Origin of the sequence: Rothia nasisuis, from assembly GCF_928381405.1 — a bacterium.
GTDB classification, from domain to species: Bacteria; Actinomycetota; Actinomycetes; order Actinomycetales; family Micrococcaceae; genus Rothia; species Rothia nasisuis.
Genome location: NZ_CAKMSB010000001.1, coordinates 338,109 through 355,277 on the forward strand (window position 1 = coordinate 338,109; position 17,169 = coordinate 355,277).

Annotated in this window: 16 protein-coding genes; 8 read left to right on the plus strand and 8 right to left on the minus strand. The window is 58.7% G+C overall.

Annotation, left to right across the window (positions count from 1 at the left end; genetic code table 11):
- Positions 1-175: 175 nt before the first annotated feature.
- Complete coding sequence (locus tag L6966_RS01420) at positions 176-1,024, plus strand: ParA family protein (RefSeq protein WP_237232764.1); 849 nt, start codon at positions 176-178, stop codon at positions 1,022-1,024.
- A 69-nt stretch (positions 1,025-1,093) separates the two neighbouring features.
- Here L6966_RS01420 and L6966_RS01425 read toward each other — a convergent pair whose 3' ends face one another.
- The 5 genes from L6966_RS01425 to L6966_RS01445 all read right to left on the minus strand — a co-directional run bounded on the left by L6966_RS01425 (position 1,094) and on the right by L6966_RS01445 (position 7,405).
- The gene (locus tag L6966_RS01425; protein WP_219336353.1) at positions 1,094-1,690 is read right to left on the minus strand and encodes a MerR family transcriptional regulator; all 597 of its coding nucleotides are present in this window, start codon (positions 1,688-1,690) and stop codon (positions 1,094-1,096) included.
- Positions 1,691-1,862: 172 nt separating this feature from the next.
- Positions 1,863-2,609, minus strand: a complete 747-nt coding sequence (ftsR, locus tag L6966_RS01430) for a transcriptional regulator FtsR (protein WP_083091800.1) — start codon at positions 2,607-2,609, stop codon at positions 1,863-1,865.
- 2 nt (positions 2,610-2,611) lie between these two features.
- Positions 2,612-3,049, minus strand: coding sequence for an FHA domain-containing protein (locus tag L6966_RS01435; protein WP_083091801.1), 438 nt, complete (start codon positions 3,047-3,049; stop codon positions 2,612-2,614).
- A 258-nt stretch (positions 3,050-3,307) separates the two neighbouring features.
- Entirely contained in the window at positions 3,308-3,694 is a 387-nt protein-coding gene (gcvH, locus tag L6966_RS01440; RefSeq protein WP_083091802.1) for a glycine cleavage system protein GcvH, read from the minus strand.
- Positions 3,695-3,919: 225 nt separating this feature from the next.
- Positions 3,920-7,405, minus strand: a complete 3,486-nt coding sequence (locus L6966_RS01445; protein WP_083091803.1) for a bifunctional proline dehydrogenase/L-glutamate gamma-semialdehyde dehydrogenase — start codon at positions 7,403-7,405, stop codon at positions 3,920-3,922.
- Positions 7,406-7,581: 176 nt separating this feature from the next.
- Here L6966_RS01445 and L6966_RS01450 point away from each other — a divergent pair, with 176 nt between their 5' ends.
- Positions 7,582-8,481 (plus strand): LysR substrate-binding domain-containing protein, encoded by a 900-nt coding sequence (locus L6966_RS01450; RefSeq protein WP_237232765.1) that lies wholly within the window; start codon positions 7,582-7,584, stop codon positions 8,479-8,481.
- A gap of 171 nt (positions 8,482-8,652) precedes the next feature.
- Here the strand turns inward: L6966_RS01450 and L6966_RS01455 are convergent, their stop codons facing one another.
- Positions 8,653-9,438 (minus strand): DUF6318 family protein, encoded by a 786-nt coding sequence (locus tag L6966_RS01455; RefSeq protein WP_237232766.1) that lies wholly within the window; start codon positions 9,436-9,438, stop codon positions 8,653-8,655.
- 83 nt (positions 9,439-9,521) lie between these two features.
- A complete protein-coding gene (locus tag L6966_RS01460; protein ID WP_237232767.1) occupies positions 9,522-10,442 on the minus strand; it encodes a sugar-binding transcriptional regulator in 921 nt (306 codons plus the stop codon).
- Positions 10,443-10,573: 131 nt separating this feature from the next.
- Between L6966_RS01460 and L6966_RS01465 the strand changes: the two genes are divergently transcribed.
- The 5 genes from L6966_RS01465 (at position 10,574) to L6966_RS01485 (ending at position 16,167) form a co-directional block, all read left to right on the plus strand.
- Positions 10,574-12,337, plus strand: coding sequence for a glycerol-3-phosphate dehydrogenase/oxidase (locus tag L6966_RS01465; protein WP_083091806.1), 1,764 nt, complete (start codon positions 10,574-10,576; stop codon positions 12,335-12,337).
- A gap of 75 nt (positions 12,338-12,412) precedes the next feature.
- A complete protein-coding gene (locus L6966_RS01470) occupies positions 12,413-13,210 on the plus strand; it encodes an MIP/aquaporin family protein (RefSeq protein ID WP_237232768.1) in 798 nt (265 codons plus the stop codon).
- An 86-nt stretch (positions 13,211-13,296) separates the two neighbouring features.
- Entirely contained in the window at positions 13,297-14,850 is a 1,554-nt protein-coding gene (glpK, locus tag L6966_RS01475; protein ID WP_237223695.1) for a glycerol kinase GlpK, read from the plus strand.
- Positions 14,851-14,971: 121 nt separating this feature from the next.
- Positions 14,972-15,481, plus strand: coding sequence for a methylated-DNA--[protein]-cysteine S-methyltransferase (locus tag L6966_RS01480; RefSeq protein ID WP_237223694.1), 510 nt, complete (start codon positions 14,972-14,974; stop codon positions 15,479-15,481).
- Complete coding sequence (locus L6966_RS01485; protein ID WP_237223693.1) at positions 15,481-16,167, plus strand: DNA-3-methyladenine glycosylase I; 687 nt, start codon at positions 15,481-15,483, stop codon at positions 16,165-16,167. The genes L6966_RS01480 and L6966_RS01485 overlap by 1 nt, the downstream gene beginning before the upstream one ends.
- 49 nt (positions 16,168-16,216) lie before the next feature.
- On the opposite strand, the gene L6966_RS01490 is transcribed toward L6966_RS01485, so the two are convergent.
- Positions 16,217-16,390, minus strand: coding sequence for a BsuBI/PstI family type II restriction endonuclease (locus tag L6966_RS01490; RefSeq protein WP_237223692.1), 174 nt, complete (start codon positions 16,388-16,390; stop codon positions 16,217-16,219).
- Positions 16,391-16,952: 562 nt separating this feature from the next.
- Between L6966_RS01490 and L6966_RS01495 the strand changes: the two genes are divergently transcribed.
- Positions 16,953-17,169 (plus strand): pyrophosphorylase (locus L6966_RS01495; RefSeq protein ID WP_237232769.1); only part of this gene is annotated, 217 nt, incomplete at its 3' end.

A 17,169-nucleotide genomic window follows, 5' to 3' on the forward strand; every position in this document is an offset into this window, starting at 1 on the left:
ATTTTTGTGACCGGTGCCGTAATGTAACGATTTTTTTGTGAGCCTAGCTACATACCTGGTGGGTATTTTTGTACGACATTGTCGAGTTCTCGGCGGTGCAGTTCACCGCCATGCCTGTACTTTGGGTAGCATGGAAGAGCAGTGTGCTCGCATAACATTGAGAGGCTTTCCCGGCATGACCAGCGTTGTAAGTATCAGTAGCCTAAAAGGCGGTGTGGGTAAAACCTCTGTGGCGTTGGGCTTAGCTTCAGCGGCACAGGCCCGGGGGCTCCGTGTTCTCGTGGTAGACATGGACCCTCACGGCGACGCCTCCACCGGTCTGGGGGTGCGTGCTGTAGACGCTCAAAGCGGCGCCGATATGGGGGCCATGCTCGCCGCTCCGGGGAACTTTACACTAACTGAAGAGATTCGCCCCTCCTCCTGGGTTGCCCTAGGCGCCTTGGGCAATGCATCGGCTACAGGCAAGGACGCCGGCGTATGGGTTGGGCGTGCCTCGGCGCGGTTGGCGCGGTTGGAGCAAGAAAAGGCAACTGAAGCCCTACCCAACCTGGCGCAGCTACTTAAGCCTGCCCTACCCGATTTTGATTTGATTCTGGTTGACTGCCCACCCACATTGGGTCATTTAACTGAAATAGCCTGGGCTGCTTCAGACCGTGTGCTGTCAGTCGCTGAGCCCTCCCTCTTCTCGGTTGCCGGCTCAGAACGCACTCTGCGAGCTCTCGCACGTTTCGAGGCCAACACTGAGCACGCAGTGTCCTCAGCCTCCATCGTCGTCAATAAAGTTCGTGAGGGCGACCCAGAACACAGCTACCGCAACCAAGAAATGCGCCAGCTCTTCGGCGATCTGGTTGCTGAGCCCTCACTACCTGAAACCCCCCTGCTTCAGCGCATTCAGGGGGCGGCCTACCCCATCCACTACTGGCCTGAGGCAGAGGCTCAGCAGCTGGCTGATGCATTTAGTGAGCTTTTGACCGGCCTGGTCCAGGCTCCCGAAGCTAGCCAGGGCGAGGCGCGAGCCAGCTAAAGAACTCACCCTCTGTGTAGGGCCCACGGCCTTCAGGCCTAACCTCAGCCCCTCCTTGGCTGCTGTGGGCTAGGTAGCAACCTTACGAGCACGGCGAGCAGAGAGCTCATCAACGGTCTCAGGGGCCTGCGTTTCGAGGGCTTCAGCGGTGCTCTCACCGGGCAGTTCGCTCAGCGACATTTCGAGTTCGCGCCAGACGCGGCCAATGGCAATGCCGAAAACACCCTGACCTGCTTGGACCAGGTCAATCACTTCACTAGCTGAGGTGCACTCATATACCGAGGCGCCGTCTGACATGAGGGTGATACCCGCCAAATCCTCAACACCTCGGGACCGCAAATGGTCAACAGAGGCGCGAATCTGCTGTAAAGATACTCCCGTATCGAGCAGGCTCTTAACGATTTTCAGCACTAGAACGTCGCGGAAAGAATAGAGACGTTGAGAACCCGAACCCCTTGCAGAGCGTACAGTGGGTTCGACCAGGTGAGTTCGTGCCCAGTAGTCCAGCTGGCGGTAGGTAATTCCGGCGGCCTTACAGGCAGTGGGTCCGCGGTAGCCCAGATTCTCGTCAACGAGTGAAACCGGATCGTCAAAGAGCACGCCCTGCTCGCCAACCGGAGAAGTGCGAGGTAGCACTTCGTCTAAGCCAAGAATCGGCTGATCAATGGGGGCAGGTACACCTCGGAGCGACTCAGGTGCGCCGTGCTGACCGCTGAACTTATTCACGGTGTCAGAGGTTCCTTCCCTTGTGCTGATCACGGACTCTCTTATCCTACCTGCACGCTCCCCCAATTCTCAGTTAATCCGAGTGGCTACGACTCGGCGTTTTAAGATAGTTCTAATCAAAGCTGGGCATGGATCCGGCGACCAAAGCCATGTGCAGGCGGAGCAGGAGCTGGGCAATGTCACTGGCCAGTTCAGCGGCACGAGCCTGAGATTTTTCGTCCTTGCGCAAAGCCAGGGGGCCTACGGCGGTTTCGACCAAATCAACCTCACGGTCGGCGGCAGCCCGGAAAGCACGCAGATGGCGCGGGTGCAACCCGTGGGCGGTCAGCTGGTCACTGACTTTGGTGACCACGAGGTCGTACTCGTCATAGGAATCCTTGTGGTCGGCCAGCAAACCGTAGTTCATGAGCTCACGTAAGAGAGGCATATCTACCCCGGCAGCCTGCCCCAGCTCACGCAGGGTGTAGGTGCGGCCCGGCTCAGCGGACTCCGAGGGGGGCACCGGGGAGTCGACGGCGGTGGGCAGAGGAGAGACCGCCGTAGCTGAGGCCTGCTGCCGATAAGCCGCGCCTGTTTCGATGCCCGGGCCATGACCGGCGTCAAGATCCGCCAGTCGCTCACGAATCACTTTGAGGGGCAGGTACTGGTCTCGCTGAAGTTGTAGCACATAGCGTAGGCGCTCAATGTCAGCTTCAGAGTACTTGCGGTAGCCGGTATTGGTACGCTGAGGTGCAACCAGGCCCTTATCCTCAAGGAACCGAATTTTGGACGCACTGATACCCTGGAATTCCCCCTCGAGGGCGCTGAGCACCTGGCCGATGGTTTTGTTCTTGGAATCGCTGGTATCACGCGCAACCATGGCTAGTTGCCCTTGCCCTGGTAGAAGGCGAAGTGGAACTTACCGATGTAGATTTCATCCCCATTTTTGAGGTAGGCCTCGTCAACACGGTCACCGTTCACGTAGGTGCCGTTGAGTGAACCTGCGTCAGTAAGAATGTAGCTACCGGCGTTGGGCATGAAAAGGGCGTGACGGCGGGAGACGGTCACATCGTCCAGGTAGATATCTGAGTCGGGGCTACGGCCCGCTACGGTGACGCCGCTTCCGTCCTTAGTGTCGGGGGTGATGAGGAAACGGGCACCCTTAAACTGACCGTCTAGGCCAATCAAAATAGCAGAGCCGCCGGGCAGGGTGGCCAGCAGGTCGCTTTCCTCAGTGGTGGGCTGATGAGAAGTGGCAACCCCGAGGGGTTTCACTGCGGCCATAGCCGATGTTGCCGGGTAGGAGTCGTGCTGAGCCATTCGGTCTATTTTCCTTTGGTGTGAGAGAGGTATGCCGCGAGGCAGAGGGCGGTAAGAAACTGTGATACTGGGCTACGGTTCAAGGTCACAAAACGGTAAACAGTGAACCGCTTGTTTAATCCTATCCATTGAGGGCCTCTCTCGCCCAGCTGAGTTTGCATTCGGGCCTCAAATTTTCTGGAAAGCGAACAGGCCGCCTTTCGTTCTTACGAAAGACGGCCTGCCTACCGGGATCGGAGCCCGGTTCGGAGCGCACCTTTAAGCAATCTCGGCGGTGTAATCGTCAGCTGAGAGCAGGTTGTCAAGGTCTGCCTCGTTCGCAGGGCGAACTTCAATTAACCACCCAGAACCGTAGGGGTCAGAGTTGACGGTCTCAGGAGCATCGGCTAGGTCTTCGTTAACAGCAACCACCTCACCAGAGATGGGAGCAAAGAGGTCTGAGACACTCTTGGTGGATTCGATTTCACCAAAAGTGGCATCTGCGTCAAGCGCTTCGCCGACCTCGGGTAGGTCAACGTAGACGACATCGCCCAAAGCATCTTGGGCGTGGTCGGTCACGCCGATGCGGACAGTGCCGTCTGAGGTGAGTTCGCTAACCCACTCATGCTCTTTGGTGTACTTGAGTTCTGCCGGAACGTTGCTCATCGGAGGTGTCCTTTTCTTTGGTGGAGGGCCGATCGAGGTGCGTGAAACTCGACTGTCGAATCAGGCCACACGAGGGAGTGAGGCCCGTTACCTCAAATTATATGGTACTGGGTGCAGGTACTGATGACCCGCACCCCGTGTTGACAGTTTAACGGGACGTCGCCCGCCCACTCCCCAGCCTAGCGGCGAGAAAGAGCGGGGGGCGGCGTCCTTGTACCTAACCGTTTAGATAACACACTCAGAGTACTTGTAGGGGTTGCCAAAACGGTGGGCAGTAATAGAGACTGCCTGCTCACGGATGAAGGGCAGCATTTCAATACGGCCGGCTTCGGTGACCGGCTGAAAGTAGACCGCAATGTCAGGGCGGCCTCCCAGTGCCTTGTAGATGCTGGTTGCATCGTCACCGATGTAGCGAATACGGGCTCCTTCGAGAGCGGTCCCCTCAAGCTGCTTTGAGGGAGTCTTGGCAATTGTGGCCAGGGACGCGCGGTAGGTTTCATCAGACTGCTCAAGAACGGTCACACCGGCAGAACGCAGGGCACCGGCAACAGCCACAGGAATGCTCTGCCCGGTGGTGAATTCGATGGTGGCCCCGGCGGCAAGGCCGGCGAGCAGAACGCGCAGAGCACGATCGCGATCGCCGGATTCATCCAAACGCACCTGCACTGTGGTGGGCAGGTAGCGCAGAATATTGCGCTCAACACCCAGCTGGCTGGGGTCGTGGCCTACACCGAACTCACTGGCCCAGGCCTCAGCGTCAGAGCTTGCCGACCGGGTCAGCATGTCAAGGGAGCCGTCCTGGGTCGCGGTGGGTTCACGCAGAGCTGCTAGCAGTGCGCGAACCGAGGGGTTGGAGGGCGCGGTGCTTGCGGTGGCCTCGGCACTCGACCAATCTGAGAGAGCCACCAGGTAGTTGGGGCCACCGGCCTTAGTGCCAGAGCCTACGGTGGACTTCTTCCAGCCACCGAAGGGCTGACGCTGCACGATTGCACCGGTGATACCACGGTTGGCGTAAAGGTTGCCCGCCTGGACCTTAGAGAGCCAGAGCTCCAACTCTTGAGAATCCAGGGAGTGAAGACCGGCGGTCAGGCCGTAGTCAGTGGCGTTCTGTAGCTCAATGGCCTCTTCGAGGGTTGTGGCCTTCATAATACCCAGGATGGGGCCAAAGTACTCGGTCAGGTGGTATTCGCTGCCGGGCTTGACGCCTGCACGTACACCGGGTGACCAGAGGCGGCCGGTTTCGTCGAGCTGTTCGGGCTTAATGATCCAGGTCTCGCCGTCACCCAGGGTGGTCAGGCCGCGCTTAAGCTTGCCCTCGGGCTTCTCAATCACGGGGCCCATCTCTGATTCGATGTCTTGGGGGTGGGCAACATACAGAGACTTCACGGCATCAACCAACTGGTTGTAGAAACGCTTGGACTCACCCACCGAACCGACCAGAATCACGGTGGAGGCTGCCGAGCACTTCTGGCCTGCGTGGCCAAAGGCCGAGTAAACAATATCCTTGACTGCCAAATCGAAGTCAGCATTGGGAGTAACGATGATGGAATTCTTACCGGATGTTTCGCCGAAGAGGGGCAGGTCTTTGCGCCAGGAACGGAACATCTCGGCGGTTTCGTAGCCGCCGGTCAGAATCAGGCGGTCGACCGCCGGGTGGGCAATCATCCTTGAACCGGCGTCGCGGTTAGTGACCTTAACCAGGCGCAGAACGTCACGGGGAACTCCAGCCTCCCAGAGCACCTCGGCGATGAGGGCACCGACGCGGGCGGTGTTAGATGCGGGCTTGAAGATGACGCCGGAGCCTGCCGCTAGGGCTGCAATGACACCACCGACGGGAATTGCGGTGGGAAAGTTCCAGGGCGGAACGACTAGAGTCAGCTTGACGGGGTGGTGGGCGGCACCGTCAACAGAGTTCAGGCGCTCGGCCAGCATGGCGTAGTAGTAAGCAAAGTCAACGGCCTCTGAGACCTCAATATCGCCCTGTTCCAGGGTCTTACCTGCCTCGTGTGCCATGATCTCCATGAAGTCAGCCCGGCGCACAGCCAGATTGACGGCGACCTGGCGCAGGATTTCGGCCCGCTCGGCAGCGGGGCGGGCACCCCAGCTCTCGCCAGCGGAGGCGGTCTGAGCAACCAGGGCTTCTGCGTCCTCAACCGAGCCTAGCTCGTTAGCAGCCAGGGCCTCGATACCGATTTGAGTATTCTTGGAGCGCTCCAGAATTGCGCGGCCCCACTCGCGGTTGGCGGCCAGAGCCGGGTCGGTATCGGGGGTGTTCTCGAACCTGCCGCTGGCGGGCTTGAAAACAGTTTCGGCGGTTTCTTCCAGGCGGTTCTGGGTACGCTGGGCGGGCTGGACCTCATCGGTAACAGCCTCAAGAGAGCGCAAGAAACGATTCTTTTCACGCTCGAACAGCTCGGGTGAAGAATCAAGATCAAAGACAGCACTCATAAAGTTTTCAGACGAGGCGTTCTCTTCCAGACGGCGCACCAGGTAGGAGATAGCGACGTCAAACTCTTCGGGGCGAACCACGGGGGTGTAGAGCAACAGGTGCCCCACTCGGCGGCGGATGACCTCGGCCTGTTGGGAGGCCATACCGATGAGCATCTCGAACTCGATGTCCTTTTCAACGCCACGATCTTCAGCCAGTAGCAGGGCGAAAGCAACATCAAAAAGGTTGTGGCCTGCTACGCCCAAGCGGATGTTCTTGGTGTGCTCGGGGGTCAGCGCGTAGTTGAGAATGCGCTTGTAGTTGGTGTCTGAATCCTGCTTGGAGTCGCAGGTGGTCAGAGGCCAACCGTGCACAGCAGCTTCTACCTTTTCCATGGAAAGGTTGGCACCTTTGACCAGACGCACCTTGATGGGGGCACCGCCGTCAGCCACGCGAGTTGCCGCCCACTCCTGGAGGTGCTGCATGGCTGCCAGGGTGTCTGGTAGGTAAGCCTGAAGCACAATGCCAGCTTCGAGGTTCTTGAGGTGGGGCTGGTCAAGAATCTTGGTAAAGACCTCGATAGTCATGTCGAGATCCTTGTACTCCTCCATATCAAGGTTGATGAACTTCTTGGCAGGTGAGTTGGCAGCCAGCTCATAGAGAGGGGTCAGGCGGCGGACGGCCTCGTCCACAACCTCTTCGAAGGCCCAGTGGGAGTGGGGGCCAGAAACTGAGGAGACCTTGATGGAGACGTAGTCAACGTCATCACGGGTCAGCAGGCGCTTGGTTTCACTCAGGCGGCGTTCGGCTTCACGGTCACCGAGAACTGCCTCGCCCAAGAGGTTGATGTTGAGCTTATTACCGGTTGAGGTGAGGTGCTTAATAGCAGGGCCCAGCTTTTCGTCGCGAGCATCAACAATCAGGTGCCCGACCATCTGGCGCAACACGGCGCGGGCGACAGGAACAGTGGGCCAGGAGGCCTTAGCGGCAAGCTTGCCACCTAGGCCCACAGCGCTCTTCATGTACCAGGGCAGAAAGGAGGGGACGATGGGGGCGATTCGGCTCAGATTTTGACCGGCAACCTGTTGGTCTTCGGGGCGGACCACGCCGTCAACGAAGCCGACAGTGAAGTCTAGCCCGTTGGGGTCTTTGAGCACACCGGCCAGCTTCTCCGCTGCGGGGTCTGAGGGGACGCTCTGGGCGGCCTTGACCCAGTCAGCTACAAGGTTGACGGCCTGCTCGGCGAGCTGCTGGTGGTGGGGATCGCTAAAAGGCTGTGCCAAAAGGTTGACCTCCTACTAGTTCCACCCGGAGGTGGAGATGATATTTGAACTTGTTATCCATTTCACCATCTATGAGTCTGAGATACACTATTAGAAAAAATGAATCTTTTTTAGCCTGTATGTTCAGTTTTACTAAACTATATTCTGCTTACTCTCTACACAAGAAAAGAGTTGCCATGTACGATATCCGCCGCCTGGCCATGCTCCTTGAAATCCACGAGCGCGGAACCCTTGCCGCCGCAGCCAAAGCCCTGCATCTGACCTCATCAGCCGTCTCTCAGCAAATCACCACTCTTGAAAAAGAGGTGGGTGCTCCCCTACTGCGCAAGGTGGGTCGCAGGGTTGAGCTGACCACCGAGGCTCTGATTTTGATTGAGAGCACCCGTAACATTCTCAAGGAGTTGGATGCTGCCCGCACCCGCATCACCCTGCTCGAAGGCGTCCCCGCCGGGCAGGTGCGCCTAGCTATCTTCCAGTCAGCCGCCCAGGCGCTACTGACCGGCACGCTTGAGCACCTGGCAGAACACGCTCCGCAGGTTCAGCTACACGTAGTGCAGATTGACCCTGAGACCGGCCTGACGCTCACCCGTAGCCGGGAATTCGATTTGGTCATTGCGGAGTCTTACCCGCACCACTACATTCCCGAATACCCGGAGCTCACCAGTGAGCTACTGACAGAAGACTCCCTCAACCTGGTGCTAGCTGCCGATCACCCCGCCCAGGGCCTAGAGGCGGCGGCCGACCTCTTGTGGGTCTTTGAGGGCGAGCACAACACCTCCCGCACGTGGGGAATTAACCAGTGCCGGGCGGCTGGGTTTGAGCCGCAGGTGCGCTACGTGATTGATGATTTGAATACCCATCTGCAGCTAGCGGCAGGCGGGGCGGCGGCTATTATGCCGTCCTTTGCATTACCCGCCACTGGGGAAGATTTGGCGCAGGCTCACGGGGTGAAGGCTATTCCTCTGCCGGGTGCCCCCTACCGCGAAATCTACGTGGCCACCCGCACCGAGAGCACCGGCCAGCCCGCTATCCGGGCGGTCAAGGACGCGCTGAAAGCGGCGGTGGAGGGGCGGTAGGGGCTTCTGGCGGCTTCTAAAAGTGACGGGTAGACGTGGTGGTGGCAGTCGCTGGCTACAACTATGTGGCAGTTTTTCAAATGCACGCAATTTTTTCGCACGTGTGAAAAGAACTGCCGCCCAACCTTCACGCGACAGGGTAGCCAGATGAAGTTTGTGTCACGTTGAGATTTACTCAGACGGTAGAGTCTGCTCAAAATCTCCAGAATGGCTAAATAAGTACCAACTACCATCGGCATAAATTCCATGCAACTGGTAGAGGTAGGGTTCATAGGTTACTGGCACCCATTCAGCGCGCTGAGGATTACCCTGGGGGTTCAGAATCGTGGTCCCATTCTCAACCGCGTACACCGTAAAATTCAGGTCTGCAACCTTAGACTCCTCCACCAAATAGCGGCCTGAATAGATTTCCCGGTGGCCATTGACCACCCACCCACCGTTAGCATAGGCAGCATCGACCTGGTCAATTAAATCAAGTTCCTCCTCTGCCTCACTAGCGCCGGGAGCACTCGCCATCTCACGCCATCGGTCGGTATCACCCGATGTCACCGCATAGTTACGCTCAGCAATGTAGTAGGTTGCGAAGCGGGCAAAGCCCTCCTCAGTCTTCTCATTCATCCCCTCAGGAGCGATAGGACGAGGTACGCCTGTAGCGGGGCTTTCCTCAGTGGCCGGAACAAAATCAGCAAAATCTCCCTCAAATTCGAGTTCAAAATCAAAGGGCTTGGTGGAATCACCTTCAACACTGCTTTGTTCTGAGGGCTGAGCTGACAAATTCGTTGAGGGTTGCTCAGTCGCGATGGAGCTAGCCGATGAAGAGGTAGCGCTCTCTGATGATTCATTCGCTGCGTCTTCCGGTTCCACGGAGCTACAGGCGCTCAGGGTAAGAGCCGTGATAGCCAGCGGACCTACTACCCTGATCAATGTAGTGGAGAAAGTGGATTGTGTGCTTTGCATGGGGAAACTTTGAGTGTATGGGGAATAAGTATGTACTTCGAACTCTACAGCCTGCGTACTGCAAGACCTAACAAGGTGATGTCTTACAGTAGCCTCTCTGCCAAATCCGCCTCCACCACCAGGTCTGTAATCGCACCGGTAGCCAGGGCCCCACGCAGGGCCACGGCACGGTGACGGCCAGCGGCGGCGCACACGCGGCGTCCTATCTTCACCAACTCAGCCGGGGTTGGCCCCGTCGCCCGCTGATTTACGGCAAGGTCTGCCCAGGTGCCGTCCTCCCGCAGGAGCACCGTGCACATATCACCCACAATGCCCTGCCCCTGTAGCTCCCGCATCTGCCCCGCATCAAAATAGCCACCGCTATAGACATGTGACTTGAGCTCGCCGCCAAAAGCTCCCACACCGAAGAGGGCTATATCAGCCTGCCGCTGCACCGCCAGCACACCGCGAACGGACCGTTCCCGCCACATAGCCGCCTTAGTATCGGCAAAATCAAAGAAGGCAGGCACCGGAAAGTGCACCATCTGCGCCCCGTAGGCCGCCGAAACTTGCCCCAGAATCGCGCCCGAGTAAGGAATGCCCGTCTGCACGGCATTACCAGCCCCATTAAGCTGAACCACTGTAACCCCGGTGAGTGGCCGCTTGGGCAGAAACTGGGCCACCTCCGTCACTGTAGACCCCCAGGCCACACCTAGGGTAGTACCGGGCACAACCAGCGAATCAACCAGATTGGCTGTGGCTATAGCCACCCGTCGCATACGGGCCTGCTCGGTAGTGTGTTCCGGGGCGCGCACCACTGTGACCCGTACCCTGTAAAGGTCAGAGAGGCGCTTCTCTAAAGGGTCAGACCTGTAGGCCTTTTCATTGATCTGAACGGTCACAACACCGGCTTCACGTGCAGTTTTAAGCAGACGGGAGACGGTTGGGCGCGAGACCCCCAGCCGGGCCGATATAGCTGCCATGGTTAGGTGCTCCCCGTAGTAGAGCTGGGCAGCTTCAACCACCTGATTTGAACTTTTTTTCACCACATATGCAGTCTAATTGAAATTTTGTTCACTGTGCTGGCGATTCCTTTCCTGCCCCGTTGAAATGGTGTCAAAGACACAAACCGGCAACCCGTCTAAGGAAGATCCCAATGACTGCCATCTTCACCACCCAGTCCTACCTCACCGCTGAAACCCGCACCACCGCTCTTGCCGCCATGACCGACGAGGCCGGAGTGGACGTCCTTATCATCGGCGGCGGTGTGACCGGCGCAGGTATCGCCCTGGATGCCGCCACCCGCGGCCTGCGCACCGCCATCGTTGAGGCAGGCGACTGGGCGGCAGGCACGTCTGCCTGGTCCTCCAAACTCGTGCACGGCGGCCTGCGCTACCTCTACAACCTCGACTTCAAGCTGGTTGCCGAAGCCCTCAAGGAACGCGGACTGCTACTCGAACGCACCGCCCCTCACCTGGTCAAGGCCCAGCCCTTTCTTTGGCCCCTGAAAATGCCCGTCATTGAACGAGCCTACTCCGCCGTGGGTATTGGTCTCTACGACACCATGGCTCTTGCAGGGGCAGGCGGCCACCGCACCGTACCCGCTCAGCGTCACTTCACCAAGGAAGGCACCAAGAAGGTCTTCCCCGGTATCAAGGGTTCAGCCTTCACCGGCGCTATCCAGTTCTACGATGCCCGCGTGGACGACGCCCGCCTGGTCATCGACCTCGTCCGCACCGCCGCAGGCTACGGTGCCTTGGCTGCCTCCCGCGCCCAGGTAACCGCTATCAACAAGGACGCCACCGGGCGGGTCACCGGCGCCCAGGTTGTTGACCTGGAGACCGGCGACGAAAAGACCGTTAAAGCCGCCCACATTATCAACGCAACCGGCGTGTGGACCGAAGAATCAGAATCCATGGCCACCAAGGAGCAAGGCCTAAAGGTGCTGGCCTCTAAGGGCGTTCATATCACCGTGCCCCGCGACCGTATCAAGGCAACCAGCGGTATCTTTACTAAAACCGAAAAATCCGTGCTCTTCATCATCCCCTGGCAGCGCTACTGGATTATCGGTACCACCGACACCCCCTACACCGAGGACCGCGAGCGCCCCGTCGCCACCCAGGCTGATATTCGCTACGTGCTCGACCAGGCCAACAAGCTGATTGCCGATGAGCTGACCGAAGCCGATATTATTAGCTCTTACGCCGGTCTGCGCCCCCTGCTGCAGCCGGTGGTCAAGAAGGGTGAGAACGCCGCCTCGACCAAGGTGTCTCGTGAGCACACGGTCATGGAGATTGCCCCCGGTATGAGCGCTATCGCCGGTGGTAAGTTGACCACTTACCGGGTCATGGCCAAGGACGCCGTGGACTTCGCTCTGGGCGACCGCGCCAAGGATTTGCCCTCTGCTACCGAAAACATCAAGCTGGTCGGTGCTGAAGGCTTTGAAGCCTTGGCGGCCCGCGCCGATGCGTTGGCTGCCGAGAACGGCTGGGACGCTGCCCGCGTGGAGCACCTGCTGGAGCGCTACGGCGCTGAGCTGGCCGATGTCATCTCACTGATTCAGGAGGACCCCTCCCTGGGTAATCCCTTGGAACAGGCACCCCAGTTCCTGCGGGCTGACGTGGCTATGGCAGTGCGAGCCGAAGGTGCCCTGCACCTGGAGGACGTGCTGGTGCGCCGCGTCCGCCTGGATCTTGAGGCTACCGACCGCGGCCTATCAGCCGCCGACGAAATCCTTGAGATCATGGCCGCTGAACTTGGCTGGGACGAGGCCGCAGTGGCCCGTGAGAAGGCTATCTACGCCGAGCGGGTACAGGCAATTGCCGCAGCTGAAACCCATACCGAGGACGCGGCCGCCGCGGCTGAGATTCTCGGGGCAACCCACGTTGCTCCCCGTCAAACCGTAGTTCCTGCCCACTAATATCACTCCAACCCTAACCACCGCCGGGTGCCTCTTGCATGTACCCGGCCTTCACAGAAAACATAGAGGTCAACGATGAGCTCACTACTGGCAGCTGGCGCTGAAGCTAGCATCCAGGCAAGCGCCCTCATCTCTGCTGATGGCAACGCCACTCTTCTCGGTGCTTTTGTCTCAGAGGTGATTGGCACCGGCATTCTGATTCTGCTGGGTGCTGGCGTGTGCGCCGCAGTCACTCTGCCTAAGTCAGCGGCAAAGAACACCGACTGGCTGACCATCGCCTTCGGCTGGGGTTTTGCAGTTTTTGCTGCCGTTTACATGTCTGCCCCTTCAGGTGCTCACCTCAACCCCGCCGTCACCTTTGGCCTACTGCTTGCAGGTAACGACTTTGCCCCCGGGATTGCACCTGGTATCGGTCACTTCTTCGTCTACGTAGCAGCCCAAATGATTGGTGCCTTCCTTGGTGCCTGGGGTGCCTACCTGGTCTACAAGAAGCACTTTGACGAGGCAGAGCCCGGAACCACCAAGGGTATCTTCTCCACAGGCCCCGCTATCCGCTCCTATGGCTGGAACACCATCACCGAAGCCTTCGGCACCTTCGTGCTAGTTGGCTTCGTACTGGCTGCCGGTAGCACTCCCTCAGGCCTAGGCCCTCTGGCCGTCGCTTTCATTGTTGTAGCTATCGGCCTCTCCCTAGGCACCCCTACCGGCTACGCCATCAACCCGGCCCGCGACCTGGGCCCCCGTATCGCCCACGCCCTCATGCCCATCAAGGGCAAGGGTTCCTCCGACTGGGCCTACTCCTGGGTACCTGTAGTCGGCCCTCTCCTCGGTGCAACCGTAGCCGCCATTCTCGTCCCCACCCTGCTGGGCTAAGCCGAGCGCCGGCGTCCGCGCCCTAAACTTAGATCAACCACCCGTTACCGTGCCAATGAAGGTGCGCTCACGAAAAGAGAAAAACCATGTCACAGCTCCCCGAGCGTAAGAAGTACGTGCTCTCCATCGACCAGGGAACCACCAGCTCCCGCGCCATCCTCTTCACCAAGTCCGGTGAAATCAAGAGCGTCGGCCAGCACGAACACGAACAGATTTTCCCCAAGGCCGGCTGGGTCGAGCACGACCCCATGGAAATCTGGGAGAACGTACGAAAGTCCGTCGGTGAAGCCCTCACCAAGGCCGAAGTTAACCACCACGAAATTGCGGCCGTGGGCATCACCAACCAGCGCGAAACCGCCGTGGTCTGGGACAAGAACACCGGTAAGCCCGTTTACAACGCCATCGTCTGGCAAGACACCCGCACCCAGAAAATCTGTGACGAATTAGCTGGAGATAAGGGGCCCGGGCTCTACCACGACATCGTCGGCCTCAACCTGGCCACCTACTTCTCAGGCCCCAAGGTCAAGTGGATCCTCGACAACGTCGAAGGCGCCCGCGAAAAGGCTGAAGCAGGCGATTTGCTCTTCGGTAACACCGACACCTGGGTACTCTGGAACCTGACCGGTGGGGTCGAGGGCGGCGTGCACGTCACCGACGTGACCAACGCTTCTCGCACCCTGCTCATGAACATCCGTACCCTGGCCTGGGACGAATCCATCGCATCCGACATGGGCATCCCCATGAGCATGTTGCCCGAGATTAAGTCCTCCTCCGAAATCTACGGTTACGGCCGTTCCAAGGGCCTGCTCAACGGCACTCCCATCGCCGGTATCCTGGGCGATCAGCAGGCTGCTACCTTCGGCCAGGCCTGCTTCGAAAAGGGCATGGCTAAAAACACCTACGGCACCGGCAACTTCATGCTCATGAACACCGGCAACGAGCCCGTCATCTCAGAAAACGGCCTACTCACCACCGTGGCCTACAAGCTGGGCGACGCCGACCCCGTCTACGCTCTGGAAGGTTCCGTAGCGGTCTCCGGCTCCCTGATCCAGTGGCTACGCGATAATCTCAAGATGATTGATGACGCTGCCGAGTCAGAAAAGTTGGCTACCAGCGTTGAGAACTCCGGCGGCGCCTACGTCGTCCCCGCCTTCTCCGGCCTCTTCGCCCCCCACTGGCGGTCAGATGCCCGCGGCGTCATCGTTGGTCTGACCCGCTACGTCAACCGCGCCCACATCGTCCGCGCCGCTCTTGAAGCTACCGCCTTCCAGACCCGCGAAGTGCTAGACGCCATGAATGCAGACGCTGAGGCAGCAGGTACCAAGGTCTCCCTGGAGGAACTGCGTGTCGACGGCGGTATGACCGCCAACGAATTCCTCATGCAGTTCCAGGCCAACCTGCTGGGCGTACCTGTTATTCGCCCCAAGGTCATTGAAACCACCGCCCTGGGTGCCGCCTACGCCGCCGGTATCGCCGTCGGCTTCTGGGAGGGCGAGCAGGACGTCATCGACAACTGGTCCGAAGACAAGCGCTGGGAACCCCAGATGGACAAGGACGAGGTCGAGCGCCAGTACCGCCTGTGGAAGAAGGCCGTCTCCAAGACCCTGGACTGGGTCGATGAGGACGTCGAGCAGGACTAGGCCCCGGTCAGGTCAGGCTTCAGCGCTGTGCTAGCTGTCAGAGGCTGAAATAATAGCCCTGCATCTTCACCTTTCGGTGAGGTGTAGGGCTATTCTTATGCTGCCCAACTAGACTGAGAACATGACCTACCACGCGCATACCCTCACACCGCTGGGAGAGATGATTCTTGCCTCGAACGAGCAGTCGCTCACCGGTGCCTGGTTCACCGGCCAGGCGCACTTCCCCAGGCAGGAGGATCTGGGGCACCGCATTGAGATTGGTGACTGTGAGGTGCTGACCAACGCTCAGGCTCAGCTACTAGAGTATTTTGCCGGGCAACGCACATCCTTTGACCTGCCTATTGACCCCAGTGGCTCCGATTTTCAGCTGGCAGTATGGGCGGCTCTGCGCGAGATACCCTACGGCTACACCACCACCTACGGGGCTATTTCAAAAATTGTTGGCCCGGGTGCCCCAGCCCAGGCTGTCGGCCAGGCGGTAGGCCACAATAAGGTCTCAATTTTTATCCCCTGCCACCGGGTGGTAGCGTCAGACGGCAAGCTCACCGGTTACGCAGGTGGGCTGGAACGTAAAGAGTTTCTGCTGGCTCTCGAAGAGCCCAGCGCAGAGGTCGAAGGGCGACTTTTCTAATGACCGATACCCGAGTAGGTAGCGACGGGCTACTACGCCCTGTGTGGGCTGCCGACGATGGTGATATGCAGACCTACTACGACACCGAATGGGGTGTGCCCGTAACCGACGAGCAGGGTGTCTTTGAGCGCCTCTGCCTAGAAGGTTTTCAGGCCGGGCTCTCCTGGCGCACTATCTTGACCAAGCGCGAGGCCTTCCGCGAACTCTTTGAAGGTTTTGAGGTTGAGAAGGTTGCGGCTTTTACCGAGGACGACGTGGAGCGGCTAGCTATGGACGCCCGCATCATCCGCCACCGTGGCAAGGTTCGGGCGGCTATCGGCAACGCCCAGGCTACGCTTGCTCTGCGGTCAGCTGGCCAGGTGGAGACTCCCGGCGAAACCACCATCGGTCTGGAGGCGCGGACGCTTGCAGCAGGCCAGCAGGTTGAGGCAGGTTTACCCGCCCTCATCTGGTCTTTCCAGCCCGAGCGCACCCCAACCCCGGCCGTCCTCTCCGATATTCCTACCCAAGATTCCAACTCGCTGCTCCTTTCAAAGACCTTGAAGAAGCTGGGCTTTAAGTTCATCGGGCCCACCAGCGCCTACGCCATGATGGAGGCTATCGGTGTGCTCGATACCCATCTGGTGACCTCCCACCGACGCGGCATCTCGGGCCTGTGGAACAAGGACGGCACGCGGCGAGGCTAGAGCCCATCGATTCGCGCGGGACACCTTACCGAAGCATATTTCTAGAACGTTAGCTGTAGGGGCCCATGAAACGTGAACCGTTGAGATGCATCATGTGGGTTGGCTCTTCAGCAATCCAGGCTTCGGTCTCCCACGCCAAATCAGCGATAAACTTGCGAAGCGTTGCACGGTTCGGAAAACAAGAAACGTAGACCAGCCCCGCAGAAGTCTGAGGCTTATTCAAAAGTCCCACCAGCAGCATAAAACACCAACCCCCGCACCAGAAGAAAACACCTGCCCATACGCCCGCTTAGTGTTCGTATAATTATCGGAATTAAAGCCAGTACATATCACCCCAGCAGCAGAACGCACCGAGGTCAACTGATGAGCCTCATCATAAGAAAACAGACGCAACCCGTCGGCAGAATCATCCACACCAACCATCAGGCCCTGGGGGCTGTAATAGGTGGTGGTGCTCTGCTCACCGTCGAGACCTAGCGTTCTCTTCCGAAACACCCGTCAAAGACTATATGACGAGATGTAACACCCCTCCTGCTGTGTCGCCCTTGAGAAAATTTTGTAACTGAAAATGAGTGAACTGAACATTAAACCCAAAGTCAGAACATTGTTATTTTTCTCAAAAAGTTGAAGATGAAAGCTTCTTCAGGATGGGGGAGAGAAATGTAGTTAAGGTTTTGCGTTGACAACAGTAACCTCTAGTCAGGGCCACTAAGCCACCTTGGTGCAACTTATCTTGGCGGCTGGGGGCCTACCCTCAACCCATCACTATGAAAGGTAGCACCACCATGTCACGCGTACTTTCCACCGAGGAAGCCAAATCAGCTATCTCCCGCATCCAGGAAATCATCAACGGCGGCCTAACCGAACAAATCTCTGCCCTTGACAGCCAAGGCCAGCTACTCTCAGACCCCAACAACTGGGACGGCCCCCTAGCCCAGCAGTTCCGTGGCTCAACCTGGCCCGAAACCAAGACCGCCCTCGATAAGGCCAAGACCGAACTGG

Excerpts from the sequence above, each read along its gene's own strand:
- L6966_RS01420 (WP_237232764.1), top strand. The coding sequence starts at position 176 with ATGACCAGCGTTGTAAGTATCAGTAGCCTAAAAGGCGGTGTGGGTAAA.
- ftsR (WP_083091800.1), bottom strand. The coding sequence starts at position 2,609 with ATGGTTGCGCGTGATACCAGCGATTCCAAGAACAAAACCATCGGCCAG.
- L6966_RS01435 (WP_083091801.1), bottom strand. The coding sequence starts at position 3,049 with ATGGCTCAGCACGACTCCTACCCGGCAACATCGGCTATGGCCGCAGTG.
- gcvH (WP_083091802.1), bottom strand. The coding sequence starts at position 3,694 with ATGAGCAACGTTCCGGCAGAACTCAAGTACACCAAAGAGCATGAGTGG.
- L6966_RS01450 (WP_237232765.1), top strand. The coding sequence starts at position 7,582 with ATGTACGATATCCGCCGCCTGGCCATGCTCCTTGAAATCCACGAGCGC.
- L6966_RS01455 (WP_237232766.1), bottom strand. The coding sequence starts at position 9,438 with ATGCAAAGCACACAATCCACTTTCTCCACTACATTGATCAGGGTAGTA.
- L6966_RS01465 (WP_083091806.1), top strand. The coding sequence starts at position 10,574 with ATGACTGCCATCTTCACCACCCAGTCCTACCTCACCGCTGAAACCCGC.
- L6966_RS01470 (WP_237232768.1), top strand. The coding sequence starts at position 12,413 with ATGAGCTCACTACTGGCAGCTGGCGCTGAAGCTAGCATCCAGGCAAGC.
- glpK (WP_237223695.1), top strand. The coding sequence starts at position 13,297 with ATGTCACAGCTCCCCGAGCGTAAGAAGTACGTGCTCTCCATCGACCAG.
- L6966_RS01480 (WP_237223694.1), top strand. The coding sequence starts at position 14,972 with ATGACCTACCACGCGCATACCCTCACACCGCTGGGAGAGATGATTCTT.
- L6966_RS01485 (WP_237223693.1), top strand. The coding sequence starts at position 15,481 with ATGACCGATACCCGAGTAGGTAGCGACGGGCTACTACGCCCTGTGTGG.